The sequence below is a fragment of the Saccharothrix xinjiangensis genome (assembly GCF_039527585.1).
GTDB classification, from domain to species: Bacteria; Actinomycetota; Actinomycetes; order Mycobacteriales; family Pseudonocardiaceae; genus Actinosynnema; species Actinosynnema xinjiangensis.
In genome coordinates, this window is record NZ_BAAAKE010000023.1 from 67,458 (window position 1) to 82,267 (window position 14,810).

The following is a 14,810-nucleotide window of genomic DNA, read 5'->3' on the forward strand; positions in this document are numbered from 1 at the left end:
GGCCGTGGCCTCCCCGATCACCTTCACCTCCGCCGGCTCCTCCGGCGCCGCCGGCCGCGCCGCCCCGACCAACCTCCAGAAAGCCGTGCTGAGCGTCCACCAACCGCCCAGGGCGGGCGGCGCGGCCAAGCCCGGCGCCCACATGCACGACATCACCTTCCAGTTCAACCCCAAAGAGCTGTCCCTGACGAAGAACGCCAGGTGGGAGCGCACGCCCCAGCCGAACGTGCCCAAGAGCGGCACCCCGGAGTTCAAGGGCTCCGAGCCGTGCAGGTTGAGCCTGGAGGTCTTCCTCGACGCGACCGAGCGCATGGACGACGGCGTGGTGAAGAAGGTCGAGCAGCTGTTCACCTGCTGCGCCCCCACCGCCGAGAGCAGGCAGCGGGCCCAGGGCTCGCCGCCGTGGGTGGTCTTCAAGTGGGGCGGGATGACGGGGTTCCCGGCGTTCGTGGCGAGCGTCAGCGCCAAGTACACCCTGTTCACGCCCGCCGGCGTGCCGGTGCGGGCCACGTGCGCCGTCGACCTGGAGGAGATCGCCGGCGAGGTGGGCGGGCAGAACCCGACCTCGGGGGCCCTCGCGGCCCGCGACTCGCACGTCCTGGTCGCGGGCGACACGCTCCAGTCGCTGGCCCACCGCGCCTACGGCGACCCCGGGTTGTGGCGCGGGATCGCCGAGGCCAACGAGATCGACGACCCGATGCGGCTGCGGCCCGGCGCGCGGCTGCTGGTGCCCGCCCTGGACGAGGCGCGCGGCCAGGGGGTTCGCCGTGGTCAATGAGACCTTCACCCACTCCCTGGTGGTCGAGGTGGGCGGCGGCCCGCTGCCCGCGGACGTCAAGGGCCTGCTCACCTACGCGTACGTGGACGACAGCCGGAACCTGCCCGACCTGTTCGTGCTGCGCTTCCGCGACCCCGGGCACGTGGTGCTCGACAAGGCGGGCTTCAAGGTCGGCGCGCGGGTCGTGCTGAAGGCGCAGACCTCCGACCCGGGCGGCCCGCGGCCGCTGATGAGCGGCGAGGTCACGGCCGTCGGCGTCGAGTTCGACGCGGGCGGCACCTTCACCGAGGTCCGCGGCTACGACCTGGCGCACCGCCTGTTCCGGGGCCACCGGGTCGCGTCCTACCCGAACATGACCGTCGCCGACGTGGTCCGCAAGGTCGCCCGGCGGGCGCGGATCCCGGTGGGGCGCGTCGACGACGTGCGCGGCTTCGGCCGGCCGGACACCCAGCTCAGCCAGGACGGCACGAGCGACTGGGAGTTCCTGGCCCGCCTCGCCGCGCTGGTCGGCGCGCAGATCGCGGTGGTGCGGGGCGAGCTGGAGTTCCGCCTGCCCGAGGAGCCGACGTCCGCGCCGGCCCCGGGCGCCAAGGCCCGGTCCAACCCGCTGGTGCTGGAGATGCACCGCACCCTGCTGTCCCTGCGCGCCGCGGTCACCGCCGCCGAGCAGGTGCCGGAGGTGCGGGTGCGGGGCTGGGACGTGGAGAACAAGCAGCACGTCCTGGCCGCGAAACCGGCCGACGCGGTGGGCGTGGAGCTGCCCGGCGTCGACCCGGTGGCGCTGGCCGGGAAGTTCGCCGCACCGCCGTTCCTGGCCGCCGGCGCGCACCGCACCCAGGCCGCGGCCACCGCCGCCGCCACCGCGCTGGCCGCCCAGCTCGGCGGGGCGTGCGCGGAGCTGGCCGGCGTCGCGCGCGGCAACCCCGAGCTGCGCGCGGGCGCCGCGGTGGCGCTGACCAACATCGGCGAGCCGTTCTCCGGCAAGTACACCCTCACCGGCACCCGGCACCTGTTCTCCGCCGACGTCGGCTACACCACCGAGTTCACCGTGTCCGGCCGCCAGGAGCGCTCCCTGTACGGGCTGGCCAACGGCGGCCCGCGCGGCGCGGCGGGCCGCGGCCTGGTGCCCGCCGTGGTCAGCGACGTGCGCGACCCGACCGGGACCGGCCGGGTGAAGCTCACCTTCCCGTGGCTGGCCGCGGACTTCACCAGCGGCTGGGCGCGGACCGTGCACGCGAGCGCGGGCAACGGCTACGGTGCGCTCGCGCTGCCCGAGGTCGGCGACGAGGTGCTGGTCGGCTTCGAGCACGGCGACTTCGACGCGCCTTACGTGCTCGGCGGCCTCTACAACGGCAAGGACGCGCCGCCGAAGCTCGTCAAGGAGCCGGTGGACGCCAACTCCGGCGAGATCGCCACGCGCGCGTTCGTCTCCCGCCGGCGCCACAAGGTCGAGTTCGTCGAGGACGAGGGCATCGTCATCGCCAGTGGCGACGGGAGGTTCGTGGTCCGGCTCCACCAGCGCGACCAGGTCGTCGAGGTGGTCAGCGGCGGCGCCGTGACGGTCAAGGCCGCGAACGGCGTGACCATCGACTCCGGCGCGGGTCCCCTGGAGCTGAGGGGACAGCGGATCAGCGCCACGGCGCGGGCGGACGTGGCCATCGAGGCGGGCACGCGGCTCACGGCCGCCGGCCAGGCCGGGGTGAGGGTCGAGGGCGCGACGGTGTCCGTCGCCGGCCAGGGCCAGGCCGAGCTGACCGCGAGCGGACCGGTCACGGTGCGCGGCGCGCTGGTCCGGATCAACTAGGGGGTGCGGTGCGGATGCCACCAGCGGCGAGGGTCGGCGACCCGACCGGCCACCCCGGCGCGCTGGCGCCGCCGGGCGTGCCGACCGTGCTGATCGGCGGCCTGCCCGCCGCGACCGTCGGCGGCGCGCACACGTGCTCGTTCCCCGGCCTGCCACCGCACCCGCCGACGCCCGTGCTGCCGCCCGGCTGCCCCTCGGTGCTGATCGGCGGCCGCCCCGCGGCCCGGGTCGGCGACCTGGCGGGCTGCGGCGCGCCGGTCGTCGCCGGCTGCCCGACCGTCCTGATCGGAGGGTGACGTGGACTTCATCGGCCGCGGCCTGTCCTTCCCCGTGCGCACCGACGCGACCGGCTCCCTGGCGCTGGTCGGCGGCGCGCGGGAGGTCGTGGAGAGCATCCGGCTGATCCTGGCCACCGCGCCCGGCGAGCGCCCCATGCGCCCCGAGTTCGGCTGCGCCATCCACGACCTGGTGTTCGCGCCCGCCGACGCCGCCACCGCCGGCCGCATCGCCTACGAGGTGCGGCTGTCGCTGGAGCGCTGGGAGCCGCGCATCACCCTCGACGACGTCTCGGTCGGCTTCGACGAGGTCGACCCGGGCGCCCTGCTCATCGACATCAGGTACGCGCTGCGCGGCACGAACGACGTCCGCAACCTGGTGTTCCCCTTCTACGTCATCCCGCCGCACGAGGCCGACGAGGAGGACGCGTGACGCCCCTGCCCGCGCCGAACCTGCCCGCGCCGAACCTGGACGACCGCCGCTTCCAGGACCTGGTCGACGAGGCCAAGCGCCGCGTCCAGCAGCACTGCCCCGAGTGGACCGACCACAACGTCTCCGACCCGGGCGTGACGCTGATCGAGGCGTTCGCGCACATGGTCGACGAGCTGCTGTACCGGCTCAACCGCGTGCCGGACCTGCACTACCTGCGGTTCCTGGACCTGATCGGGGTGACGCTGTTCCCGCCGACCGCGGCGTGCGGCGACGTGACGTTCTGGCTGTCCGCGCCGCGCGACGTGCCCGTGGTGGTGCCCGCCGGCGCGCAGGTGGCCACCGAGCGCGGCGACGTCGAGGAACCGGTGGTGTTCACCGTGGACCGGGAGCTGACCGTCGTGCCGTGCTCGCTGGCGCACCTGGTCACCGCGGTCGAGGACGTGGACGTGCCGCCCGCCGACCGCACCGGCGAGCTGCGCGACGGCAAGTGCCCCGAGGTGTTCGCCGACCCGCCCGCCGCGGGCGACGCGGTGCTGTTCGGCCTGTCGGGCGCCGTGCCGGGGTGCGCGGTGCTGCTGCGCGTCGAGGCGCGCGCCGAGGGCCGCGGCGTCGACCCGCGCGACCCGCCGTGGGCCTGGGAGGCGTGGAACGGCGCCGGGTGGAGCCCGTGCGAGGTGGACCGCGACACCACCGGCGGCTTCAACCAGCCCGGTGACGTGGTGCTGCACGTGCCGCCCACGCACGCCGTGTCGGTCATCGCCAGGCGGCGCGCGGGCTGGCTGCGCTGCCGCGCCGTCGAACCGGCCCCCGACCGGCCGTTCTACCAGCGACCGCCGAAGCTGCTCGCGGTCGCCGCCGCCACCATCGGCGGCACCACCGGCGCCACGCACGCCGACGTGGTGCGCGGCGAGACCGTCGGCGTGTCCGAGGGCGTGCCCGGCCAGCGGTTCCCGCTCGCCCGGACCCCGGTCGTGGTGGACGACGGCGCGCTGGTCGTCGAGGTCGCCGCGCCGGGCGGTTGGGAGCGGTGGCAGGAGGTGCGGTCGTTCGCCGACTCCGGCCCGGGTGACCGGCACGTGGTGCTCGACCGGGTCGGCGGCGTGGTGCTGTTCGGCCCGGCCGTGCGGCAGCCCGGCGGCGGGCTGCGCCACTACGGCGCGGTGCCCGCGAAGTCGGCCGCCATCCGGGTGCCCGAGTACCGGACGGGCGGCGGGCCGCGCGGCAACGTGGCGCGCGGGCTGCTGCGGGTGCAGCGGGACCCGGTGCCGTTCGTCAGCTCGGTGACCAACCGGCGGCCCGCGTCCGGCGGGGTGGCGGGCGAGTCGGTGCGGGACGCGGCGCTGCGCGGGCCGCTGCTGCTGCGCACCCGCGACCGGGCGGTGACCGCCGAGGACTACGAGCTGCTGACCCGCGAGGCCGCGCCGGAGATCGGCCGCGTGCGGTGCGTGCCCGCCGGACCGGGGTCGGCCGCGGTGCGGGTGCTGGTGGTGCCCTCGGTCGCGGCGGACGAGGGCTCGGACTTCGGCGCGCTCCAGCCCGGCGCGGACGTGCGCGAGCGGATCGAGCGGTTCCTGGAGGAACGCCGGTGCGTCGGCGCGCGGGTGTCCGTCGAGCCGCCGTTCTACCAGGGCGTCACGGTGGTGGCGCAGCTCAAGGCCGCCGCGGGCACGCCGGAGGACGTGCTGAGGACGCGGGCCGTGCAGGCCCTGTACGACTACTTCAACCCGGTCAGCGGCGGCCCGGCCGGCACCGGGTGGCCGTTCGGGCGGCCGGTGCAGTCGGGCGAGGTGTTCGCGGTGCTCCAGCGGCTGCCCGGGGTGGAGCTGGTCGAGGAGATCAAGCTGTTCGGCGCGAACCCGGTGACGGGCGAGCGCGGCGCCGCCGCGGCGCGGCTCGACCTGCCGCCCAACGGGCTGGCGTTCTCCTACGGGCACCAGGTGCGGGTGGCGCGATGACACCGCACCCGCTGGCCGACCGGCTGCCCGCCGTGTACCTGGAGGACCTGTTCACGCAGCGGTTCCTGGCGGCGCTGGACGAGGTGCTGGAGCCGGTGTTCACGGTGCTGGACGGGTTCGCCGCGTACCTGGACCCGGGGCTCTCGCCCGAGGACTTCCTCGACTGGCTGGCGCACTGGGTGGCGCTCGACGTCGGCGAGGGCTGGTCGGCGCCGCACCGGAGGCTGCTCGTGGCGCGGGCGGTGGAGCTGCACCGGTGGCGCGGCACGCGCCGCGGCCTCGCCGAGCACGTGGCCCTGCTGACCGGCGGGCACGTGGAGGTCAGCGACAGCGGCGGCGTCACCTCGACCGACCGGCCGGGCCTGCCGGTGGTGGAGGACCCGCCGCGGGTGGGCGTGCGGGTGCGCGTGGCGCGCCCGGACGAGGTGGACCGGACCCGGCTCGGCGCGGCCATCGCCTCGGCGGTGCCCGCGCACGTCGAGGTGGACCTGGAGGTGGTGGGGCCGTGATCGTGTGCGCGCAGTGCGGCGAGCGGAACGCGGCGGGCGCGGAGTTCTGCGGCGCGTGCGGGACGTACCTGGAGTGGGAGCCCCGGGAGCGGCGACCGGCGGACGGCCGACCGGAGGCGCGGCGCCCCTCGCCCCGGCAGCCCGAGACCGCGCAACCCGCCGTCGCGCAACCCGCCGTCGCGCAACCCGCCGTCGCGCAACCCGCCGTCGCGCAACCGGCTGACCCGCAACCCGCCGTCGGACAAGCGGCGGTGGCACAACCCGCTCCGCAGCCGGTCGCCCCGCAACCTGCCCAGCAACCTGTTCCGCAACCCGCCGCCCGGCAACCCGCCGCCATGCAACCGGCCGACCGGAAGGCCCCGACCGCGCCGACGCCCCGCCTGACCGAGCGCCGCCAACCCCGGCCCGGCGACCTGATCTGCGGCCAGTGCGGCGAGGCCGACCCGCCGACCCGCAGGTTCTGCTCCCACTGCGGCTCCTCGCTCATCGAGGCCGAGGTGGTGGCGCGGGAGTGGTGGCGCCGCCTGCTGCCCGAGCGCGCGCCGGCCAAGGCGGGCGCCCGCCGCCGCCGGGCCGACGTCGGCCGCGCCGTCGTCCGGGTGCTCCGCTGGTCGTTCCTGGTCGCCCTGCTCGGCGCGCTCGGCCTCTACGGGCTCGCGCCCGCCGTCCGGGGCGCGGTCAACACCTGGGCGCTCGACCGCGCCCGGGACGTCGAGAACGCCTTCGGCACCGAGCTGACGCCGGTCCGCCCGACCGCGATCACCGCCACCGCCGAGGCCGCCGACCACCCGGCGCTGCTCGCGGCCGACAACGCGAAGAACACGTTCTGGCTCGCGCCGGTCGTGCCGCGGCCACCGGCCCTGGTGCTGGACTTCGGCCGCGAGGTCGACCTGAGGGAGGCGATCGTGAGGATCGGGGACCCGGACGACTTCCAGGCCGCCCACCGCCCGAAGAAGCTGCACCTGGTCTACCCGACCGGCGGGTCGTTCGACGTCGAGCTGGCCGACACGCCGGACGAGCAGCTGGTGCGGATCGGGAACAGCGCGGGCGCGGCGAAGGTCGAGGTGCACGTGGTCGAGCTGCACCGGTCGCTGCGGGGCGACCACGTGGCGCTCGCCGAGGTCGAGTTCTTCGCGGTGAGGTGAGTCGTGAAGCAGCTGGCACTGGTCGTGCTCCTGCTCGGCGGGCTGCTGCCGGCCGAGCGGCCGCACCTCGTCCGCGCGCAGGTGGACCCCACCACGCCCTACCGGATCGGGGTGGCCCGGGGCCACCCCGCCGACATCTGGAGCACCGACGCCGCGGGCGGCGGCCCGCGCCGGGCCGCGGGCGCGGACCTGCGGCACGACACCGACCCGGCCTACTCGCCGGACGGCGCGCTGCTCGCCCGCACCGAGCACGCGGGCCCGGGAGCGCCCGGCCGGGTCGTCATCGCGGACGCGGACGGCGCGAACCCCCGCTACCTGAGCGACCGGCGGGGTGAGCGGGACCCGGCGTGGTCGCCGGACGGCGCCGCGCTCGCGGTCACCGACGACCGCGGCATCGCGGTGGTGCGGGCGTCCGACGGCGCGGTCCTCGGCCGCGTCCCGGCTCCCCGGCACGCCCGCGCCCGCGACAGCGGGCCGGCGTGGTCGCCGGACGGTGACGCCATCGCCTTCGCCCGCGAGACCTCCGACGCCACCGAGCCCCGCGTCTCGCCGTTCGTCGTCGGCGCGTCCGCCGAGCGCGGGTTCACCACCACCGCGGCGGTGCGGACGCCGACCGCGCCGACCCGGCCGGAGATCGTGTTCCTGCTCGACACCACCGGTTCCATGGGCGCCGCGGTCCAGGGCCTGCGCGCGCACCTGGGCGAGGTCATGGCGCGCATCGGGACGGGCGCGCCGGGCGCCGCGTTCGGCCTGGCCACCTACCAGGACTACCAGGACGACGAGCGCCGCTACCGGCTGCTGCGCGGCCTCGGCGCGGCGTCGGAGGTGCGGGCCGCGCTCGACGGCGTCGAGATCAACCCCGGGCACGGGGCGCCCGACCTGCCGGAGGACTGGTTCAACGCCCTGCACGAGGTGGCGCGCCGGACGAACCCCGACGGCTCCTACCAGTTGTTCGACCGGCCCGGCACGAACCGGATCGTCGTGCTGATCGGCGACGCGAGCAGCAAGGAGTGCCGGCTGACCGACCCCACGCCGTCCCGCCCGCCGAGCCCGGGGGCGAGCCCGGCGCCCGCACCGCCGGGCGAGCCGCCCGCGTGCTTCCCGTACTGGCGGCGCGACACCGTCGTCAAGGACCTCACCGCCCACGAGGGCGAGACCGGGTCCCGCGCCATCCGCGTGGTGGCCGTGCCCGTCGCCACCACGCCACCCGAGGGCCTGGACAGCCGGGGCCAGGCCACCGCGATCACCGCCGCCACCGGCGGGGCCCTGGTCGCCGAGGGCGCGACGCCCGACCAGGTCGCCGCCGCGGTCGAGCGGGGCATCACCCGGATCCCGGTGACCGTGCGGCCGGTCGCCGAGTGCCCGCCGAACGTCTCGATCACCTTCCAGCCGGAGGAGGTGACCGCGCCCGGCGACACCGAGGTGCGGTTCACCGGGACCGTGCGGGTGGACCCGGCCGCGCCGGCGCCGGGCGACCTGGGCTGCCGGGTGAGGTTCCGGTTCGACGGCAAGGACCCCGAGCGACCGCACGAGCAGCACATCGACCTCACCCGCGCCACCGGCCCCTCGGTCGTCGTGGCGGCGGACGCGGTCGCCAGCCCGGACGGGGAGCCCGTGCCGGCGGACTTCACCGCCACCGCGACCGGCGGCGACGGCGAACCGCTCACGCCGACCTGCGACGCCACGCCCGGCGCGCTGTTCCCGGTCGGCCTGACCACGGTGACGTGCACGGCCACCGACGACGGCCGCACCGCTACCGCGAGCGCGGTCGTCACCGTCCACCGGCCGGGCGAGGGCGACCTGCGGACGATCTGGCTGGCCGAGCTGTCGGGCGCGGCGGTCCGCCGCCAGGTCGACGTGACGGAGGGGTTCACCGAGGGCTGCGGGCGCGACGACGACGCGCCCGCCTGGTCGCCGGACGGCGAGGGCCTCGCCTACGCCTCCGGTGACGCGCTGTGCGTGCTGGAGCTGGGCCCCCGGGTCGCCCGCCCCGTCGCCGACGGCCACCCGGACGACCCCGCGTGGTCGCCGGACGGCGCGGTCATCGCGTTCACCCGCCACGACGGCGACCGGCCCAGCCGCCTGTGGGCGGTCCCACCGGCGGGCGGCGAACCCGCGCCCGTCGTCGACTTCGGCGCGGACGACGTGGCGCGGCCCGCGTTCCAGCCCCTGCCGGACCTGCGGGTGACCGGCGTGGTCGCGCCCGGCGCGGTCCCGTTCGGCGGCACGGCCACCGCGCGGTTCACCGTGGTCAACCGCGGCCTGGCGCCGCCGCGCGCGGCGGACCTGGCGCTGACCGCGCCCGACGGGCTGCGCGTGGACTCGGTCACCACCACCGCGGGCACGTGCGCGCCGACCGGCTGCGCGCTGGGCCGCCTCGCACCCGGCGCGACCGCCGAGGTCACCCTCGCCCTCACCGGCGTCGCCGCCGGCCGGCACGTCGTCCGGGCGGTCCTGCCCGGTGACGTCAACCCCGGCGACGACACCGCCGAGGCGGCGGTGGAGGTCGCCGAGGAGATCAGGCCGCCGGACCACCCGGGCTCGCTGTCGCTGGCCCTGGCGGTGCTGCCGGCGGAGGCCTTCGTCGGCGGCGACGACCTGGTGCTGTCCTACCGGGTCCGCAACGGCGCGCCGCAGCCGATGACCGACGTCCGCGTGGTCACGTCGCTGCCGCCGCAGCTGCTGCCCGCCGGCGGCTGCACCACGTGCGAGCTGGGCGTCCTCGCGCCCGGCCAGGAGGCCGAGGTGCGCGTCGCCCTGCCCGCCCGCGCCGCCGTCGACACCACCGCGGGCGGCTCGGTGCTCGGCGCCGGACCGGACAGCGACCCGGCCGACAACACCGCGGCGGCCCGCGTGCTGGTGCGGCAGCCGGTGCTCGCCGTCGAACCCGGCGTCGGGCCCACCGGGTCCGTGCCGCTCGCCACCGGCCGCGGGTTCCCGCCCGGCGCGACCGTCCGGTTGGCCTGGTCGGTCGGCATCCCGCCCGTGCCCGACGAGGTCGCCGTGGGCCCGGACGGCACCTTCGAGACCCAGGTCCTGGTGTTCCACAACGACGTCGTCGGGCCGCGGCGGCTGGCGGGCGCGGCGGTGCTCGGCCCGGGGTTCGGCCCGGTGCGGTCCGACGAGTTCCTGGTCGTGCCCCGAACCCTGCAACCGCCCGACTTCGCGAGCCGGGAGTGACCCGGCCGGCTGCCCGACGGGGCAGCGGTGGGCGCACCGCTCCCCACCCCCGCGCCGGTACCCGGACCCGGCCGACCACCGGAGGATTCCCGCCATGGGCGCAACCGCGACGCTGTCCGCAACCGGCCTGGCCGTGGTGCCGGGCGAAGAGGTCACGTGCACGGTCGTCGTGCGCAACACCGGTGACCTGGTCGACGAGTTCACCGTGGACGTCGTCGGCGACGCCGCCGACTGGGCCGCCGTCGAGCCGGGGTCGGTGAACCTGGTGCCCCGGGCGACCGCCTCGGTCGTGGTGCGGTTCGCGCCGGCGCGCACCGCCGGGGCGGTGGGCGCGGTGCCGTTCGGCATCCGCGTCACCTCGCGCGAGGACCCCTACGGCTCGGTGGTCGAGGAGGGCTCGATCGAGGTCGGCGAGTTCACCGACCTGTCCGCCGAGCTGGTGCCCGCCAAGGTCGAGGCGGGCGTCCGGGGCAGGTTCGAGCTGGCGATCGACAACGTCGGCAACTCGCCGGTCGCGGTGCGCCTGCACCCCGCCGACCCGGACGGCGAGCTGGAGTTCCGGCTCGACCGCCACGACCTCGTCCTCCCGCCCGGCACGGCGGCGTTCGTGCGGCTGGTCGCCAAGCCGCGGAACACGTTCCTGCGCGGGCCGTCGCAGCCGCGGCCGTTCCGGGTGGAGGTGGTGCCCAGCTCCGGGCCGCGGCTGACCGCGGCGGGCACCCTGGTGCAGCGGCAGCTGCTGCCCCGGTGGCTGCTGCCCGCCCTGGCCGCGCTGCTGGCGCTGGCGGTCGCGCTGGTCGCCCTGTGGTTCACCGTGCTGCGGCCCGCGGTGAAGTCGGCGGCCCGCGACGCCGCGGTCGAGCACGCCGACGAGGTCCGGGCCGTCGCGGAGCAGGCGCAGGCGGGCGCGGAGCAGGCCCGGGACGAGGCCGCGCGGGCCAGGACGAACTCGGAGGCCGCGATGCGCGAGGTCGGCCTCGACCCGAGCGCGCCGCCCGGCTCGCCGCCCACCGCGCGACCCGGCGCGGCGGCCGCCGAGGGCCGGCCGGTCGACTTCCGGGTCGCCACCGACGCGCGCGTCACCGCCGACACCGACCAGTTCACCGACTTCACGTCCGCGCCGCCGGCGGACGGGGCGCTGCTGATCTCCGACGTCGTGCTCCAGAACCCGCGCGGCGACACCGGCACGATCCGGGTGCTGCGCGAGGCGGCCGACGGGACCCGCGGCGTGCTGCTGGAGGTGGGCCTGGCCAACTTCCGCGACCTCGACCGCCACTACGTCGAGCCGATCCAGTTCCGCGAGGGCGAGAAGGTCGTGGTCCAGGTCAGCTGCCAGAACGCGGCGGAGAAGGGCGACTGCACGCCGTCGGTCTCCTTCTCGGGCCGCGCCGTGGACGTGCCCTGAACGCCCCACCCGGGCCCCGGCCGCGACCGGGGCCCGGGCGCCTAGATCAGCCCCTCGCGCAGCGCGAAGGCCACCGCGTGCGCCCGGTTGCGCAGCTGGAAGCGGTTGGTGACGTCGTGCAGGATGCTCTTGACCGTGCGCTGCGAGTAGCACAGCTTCTCGGCGATCTCGCGGGTCTCGAAGCCGTCCGCGATCAGCTTCAGCACCTCGGTCTCCCGGTCGGACATGCCCGCCATCGTCCACCCGTTGGGGTTGAGCACGTCGCGCTGCAACCGCGACACCCGGTCCAGCAGCCTGCCCAGCAGGTCCGGCGGCAGCGCGCCCTGGCCCGCCGCGGTGGCCCTCACCAGCCGCGCCAGCGTGTCCGGCGTCGCCTCGGACCGGCGGATCACCGCGGACACGCCGCTGCTGACCACGTTCAGCAGCTCCGGGTCCGCGATGTCGCCCGCCACCAGCACGATGCCCGCGCCGCCCGGCGCCTGGAGCCGGCGCAGCAGCTGCTGGGCCTCGGCGTCCCACCGCTCCAGCACCACCAGCGCCACCGGCGCGGGTTCGTGCGGCTCCACCAGCCTGATCTCCGACCGCGACCGCAGGGCCGCGGTGACGCCCGCCCTGGTGATCGAGTCCGTCGCGTGCAGGACGACCGCGATCTGCTCACCGTTCATGCCGTGCTCCCGCCATCCGCCCGGACGGGCCGCGATCCGCGCCCCGAGGTGCCGCCCGAAGTGCCCACCGCCATCGTCACCGCACGGCGCGCACGGGCACTACGGGCCAGGCGTCCCGATGTGTCCCGGCCCGTCGCCCAGCCCGGCCCGCTTGGCCCGGGACACCGCCTGGGCGCGGTCGGCGACGTGGAGCTTGCGCAGGATGTGCGACACGTGGTTGCGCACGGTCTTGGGGCTGAGCACCAGCTGCCGGGCGATCGCGGCGTTGCCCCGGCAGTCGGCCATCAGCCGCAGCACCTCCCGCTCCCGCGCGGTCAGCTCCGGGAACGCCTCCACCGGCTCGGGCGGCGCGCCGGCGAAGTAGGCCGGCAGCCGCGCGGCGATGGCCGGGCCGAAGATCGCCTCGCCCTCGCCGACGGCCCGCACCGCCCGCACGATCTGCTGCGGCCGGGCCGCCTTGAGCAGGTAGCCCAGCGCGCCCGCGCGCATCGCGGCGAACACCGACTCGTCGTCGTCGAACATGGTCAGCACCAGCACCCGCACGCCGGGCGCGTGCGCCACGATCCGCCGCGTCGCCTCGACCCCGCCCAGGTCGGGCATGTTCAGGTCCATCACCACCACGTCCGGGCTCAGCGCGGCGGCCATCGACACCGCCGCCACCCCGCCGGGCGCCTCGCCGACCACCTCCAGGTCCGGCGCGTCGGCCAGCGCCGCCGACAGCCCGTAGCGGAACAGCGGGTGGTCGTCCACCACGAGGGCCCGCAGCGCAGGCACCGGTCACACCCCTCCGGGCACGGGCAGGTCGGCGGCGACCCGCGTGCCGCCCGCGTCGGCGCGCTCCACCTGCCACGTGCCGCCCGCCTCGCGGGCCCGCTCGCGCATCGAGGCTAGCCCCGCGCCGCTCCCGCCGTCCCCCGCCGGCCACGGCGCGACGCCGTCGTCCACCACCTCCACCCGCAACCGGTCGTCGAACACCAGCCGCACCGCGCAGTGCCGCGCGCCCGCGTGCCGCACCACGTTGGTCAGCGCCTCGCACACGATCCGGTACGCCGCCACCTGCACCGCCACCGGCAGCTCCGGCAGGCCGGCGCACTCCACGTCCACCCGCACCGGGTGCCTGCCGGTCAGCGACGCCACGTGGTCCCGCACCGCGCCGACGAGGCCCAGCCGCGCCAGCACCGCCGGGCACGCGCCGCCGGCCAGCCGCCGCACCTCGCCCACCGCGGCGTGCACCTCGTCCTCCAACCGGGCCAGCAGCCGACCGGCGGACGCCGGGTCCCGCTGCGCCAGGAGCCTGGCGGCCCGCAGGCCCAGCGCGACGGCCGCCAGTGAGGGGCCCAACCCGTCGTGCAGGTCGCGCAGCAGCCTGCGCCGAGCGGCGTCGGCAGCGTCGGTGGGAACCGTGAACTCGCGGCGCATGTCCCCTCCCCACTGGGTGAGCGCTCGGCTGCTTCGCCTGTTGAAGAAGTCGTCACCGTCTCACGGGCCGTTTCAACGCCGAGGGAGGTTCCCACTATCGAGCGAACTGAGCCGAAGTGTCGTGACGCAACGACGTATCACGGCCCAACCAGCGTGCTCCATATGGATAGTCGAACCCTCAGGAGGGTGGCATGGGGCGGACGGGGGGTCGGGCGGTGCTCCAGGTGCACCCGACGAGGCTGTGCAACCTGCGCTGTCGGCACTGCTACTCCAGCTCGGGCCCCGACGTGGCGGAGTCGGTGCCGATCACGGTGCTCTCCGGGGTGGTGCGGGACGCCGCCGAGCTCGGCTACGACGTGCTGAACGTGTCGGGCGGCGAACCGTTCCTGTACCCGGAACTCCCCGCGCTGCTGCGGTCGGCGCGGGAAGCGGGGATGCGGACGACCGTCACGACGAACGGCGTCGCGCTGAGCCAGCGCCGGATCGGCGTCGTGCGCGGGCTGGTCGACCTGGTGGCCGTGTCCCTGGACGGCGACCGGCCGACCCACGACCGCATCCGGGACCAGGAGGGCTGCTTCGACAAGGCGCTGGCCGGCATCCGGCGGCTGACCGAGGCGGGCATCCCGGTCGGCGTCGTCACCACCCTCACGCAGGGCAACGCCACCCAGCTCGGCGAGGTCGCCGTGGCCGCCGCCGGCTCCGGCGCCCTGCTGCTCCAGGTCCACCCGCTCGAACCCGAGGGCGCGGCCAACCGCCTCATGTCGGGCGAGCGGCCGGACGCGGTGGAGCTGGCCTACGCCGCGGTGGAGCTGGGCCGGATCGCCGAGGAGCACGGCCTGGCCGTGCAGCTGGACGCCGTGCCCAGGACCGTGCTGGCCCGCAGCCCGCGGGCGTTCATGGCCGCGCCCGTCGACGACGGCAGCCCGCTGGGCCACTGGCTCACCCCGCTGGTCGTCGAGGCGAACGGCGCGGCCGTGCCGGTGTCCTACGGCTTCGACCGCCGCTACGGCCTGGGCAACGTCCAGGACCGGCCCCTGGCGGACCTGGCGCGGTCGTGGGACCCGGCCCCGTTCCTGGCGCTGTGCCGGGCCACCTGGCAGCGCCTGCTGGACGGGCGGACGGGCCCGCTGGTCACCTGGTACGGCCACCTGGTCCGCGCGTCCCGCACCCAGCGGCCGGCGACCGCGGGCCGCTGAAACCCGGCGGCGCGAGTGGCCCGGCAACCCGGCTGCTCAGCGGCCC

Annotated in this window: 13 protein-coding genes; 10 read left to right on the forward strand and 3 right to left on the reverse strand. The window is 76.6% G+C overall.

All coding sequences use genetic code 11. The annotated features are described in order from the left end of the window. Window positions 1–4: 4 nt before the first annotated feature. The 9 genes from ABD223_RS32560 (at window position 5) to ABD223_RS32600 (ending at window position 11,484) form a co-directional block, all read left to right on the forward strand. Window positions 5–778: a CIS tube protein gene (locus ABD223_RS32560; RefSeq protein WP_344040529.1), complete on the forward strand. Its 774-nt coding sequence runs from the start codon at window positions 5–7 to the stop codon at window positions 776–778. Next, window positions 768–2,582, forward strand: a complete 1,815-nt coding sequence (locus ABD223_RS32565) for a VgrG-related protein (protein ID WP_344040530.1) — start codon at window positions 768–770, stop codon at window positions 2,580–2,582. Before ABD223_RS32560 ends, ABD223_RS32565 begins: the two co-directional genes overlap by 11 nt. 14 nt (window positions 2,583–2,596) lie before the next feature. Continuing rightward, window positions 2,597–2,878 carry a PAAR domain-containing protein gene (locus tag ABD223_RS32570; protein ID WP_344040531.1) on the forward strand — a complete coding sequence of 94 codons (282 nt, stop codon included), beginning with the start codon at window positions 2,597–2,599 and terminating at the stop codon, window positions 2,876–2,878. A 1-nt stretch (window position 2,879) separates the two neighbouring features. Next, window positions 2,880–3,290 carry a GPW/gp25 family protein gene (locus ABD223_RS32575; RefSeq protein WP_344040532.1) on the forward strand — a complete coding sequence of 137 codons (411 nt, stop codon included), beginning with the start codon at window positions 2,880–2,882 and terminating at the stop codon, window positions 3,288–3,290. Continuing rightward, complete coding sequence (locus ABD223_RS32580; RefSeq protein WP_344040533.1) at window positions 3,287–5,245, forward strand: putative baseplate assembly protein; 1,959 nt, start codon at window positions 3,287–3,289, stop codon at window positions 5,243–5,245. The genes ABD223_RS32575 and ABD223_RS32580 overlap by 4 nt, the downstream gene beginning before the upstream one ends. Further along, window positions 5,242–5,754 carry a phage tail protein gene (locus ABD223_RS32585; protein WP_344040534.1) on the forward strand — a complete coding sequence of 171 codons (513 nt, stop codon included), beginning with the start codon at window positions 5,242–5,244 and terminating at the stop codon, window positions 5,752–5,754. The genes ABD223_RS32580 and ABD223_RS32585 overlap by 4 nt, the downstream gene beginning before the upstream one ends. Further along, a complete protein-coding gene (locus ABD223_RS32590) occupies window positions 5,751–6,899 on the forward strand; it encodes an NADase-type glycan-binding domain-containing protein (protein ID WP_344040535.1) in 1,149 nt (382 codons plus the stop codon). Before ABD223_RS32585 ends, ABD223_RS32590 begins: the two co-directional genes overlap by 4 nt. Before the next feature lie 3 nt (window positions 6,900–6,902). Continuing rightward, on the forward strand, window positions 6,903–10,079 hold the full coding sequence (locus ABD223_RS32595) for a hypothetical protein (protein ID WP_344040536.1): 3,177 nt from the start codon (window positions 6,903–6,905) through the stop codon (window positions 10,077–10,079). A 94-nt stretch (window positions 10,080–10,173) separates the two neighbouring features. Further along, a complete protein-coding gene (locus ABD223_RS32600; protein WP_344040538.1) occupies window positions 10,174–11,484 on the forward strand; it encodes a COG1470 family protein in 1,311 nt (436 codons plus the stop codon). Window positions 11,485–11,525: 41 nt separating this feature from the next. Here the strand turns inward: ABD223_RS32600 and ABD223_RS32605 are convergent, their stop codons facing one another. From ABD223_RS32605 to ABD223_RS32615, 3 genes are all read right to left on the reverse strand, one after another. Continuing rightward, complete coding sequence (locus tag ABD223_RS32605) at window positions 11,526–12,149, reverse strand: helix-turn-helix transcriptional regulator (RefSeq protein ID WP_344040539.1); 624 nt, start codon at window positions 12,147–12,149, stop codon at window positions 11,526–11,528. A gap of 99 nt (window positions 12,150–12,248) precedes the next feature. Continuing rightward, window positions 12,249–12,923 (reverse strand): response regulator, encoded by a 675-nt coding sequence (locus ABD223_RS32610; RefSeq protein ID WP_344040540.1) that lies wholly within the window; start codon window positions 12,921–12,923, stop codon window positions 12,249–12,251. A gap of 3 nt (window positions 12,924–12,926) precedes the next feature. Beyond that, window positions 12,927–13,568: a sensor histidine kinase gene (locus tag ABD223_RS32615; RefSeq protein WP_344040542.1), complete on the reverse strand. Its 642-nt coding sequence runs from the start codon at window positions 13,566–13,568 to the stop codon at window positions 12,927–12,929. A gap of 191 nt (window positions 13,569–13,759) precedes the next feature. On the opposite strand from ABD223_RS32615, the gene ABD223_RS32620 reads away from it, so the two are divergent. Beyond that, window positions 13,760–14,764 (forward strand): radical SAM protein, encoded by a 1,005-nt coding sequence (locus tag ABD223_RS32620; RefSeq protein WP_344040543.1) that lies wholly within the window; start codon window positions 13,760–13,762, stop codon window positions 14,762–14,764. The last annotated feature ends 46 nt before the right edge of the window (window positions 14,765–14,810 follow it).

Excerpts from the sequence above, each read along its gene's own strand:
- ABD223_RS32600 (WP_344040538.1), top strand. The coding sequence starts at position 10,174 with ATGGGCGCAACCGCGACGCTGTCCGCAACCGGCCTGGCCGTGGTGCCG.
- ABD223_RS32570 (WP_344040531.1), top strand. The coding sequence starts at position 2,597 with ATGCCACCAGCGGCGAGGGTCGGCGACCCGACCGGCCACCCCGGCGCG.
- ABD223_RS32620 (WP_344040543.1), top strand. The coding sequence starts at position 13,760 with ATGGGGCGGACGGGGGGTCGGGCGGTGCTCCAGGTGCACCCGACGAGG.
- ABD223_RS32615 (WP_344040542.1), bottom strand. The coding sequence starts at position 13,568 with ATGCGCCGCGAGTTCACGGTTCCCACCGACGCTGCCGACGCCGCTCGG.
- ABD223_RS32585 (WP_344040534.1), top strand. The coding sequence starts at position 5,242 with ATGACACCGCACCCGCTGGCCGACCGGCTGCCCGCCGTGTACCTGGAG.
- ABD223_RS32605 (WP_344040539.1), bottom strand. The coding sequence starts at position 12,149 with ATGAACGGTGAGCAGATCGCGGTCGTCCTGCACGCGACGGACTCGATC.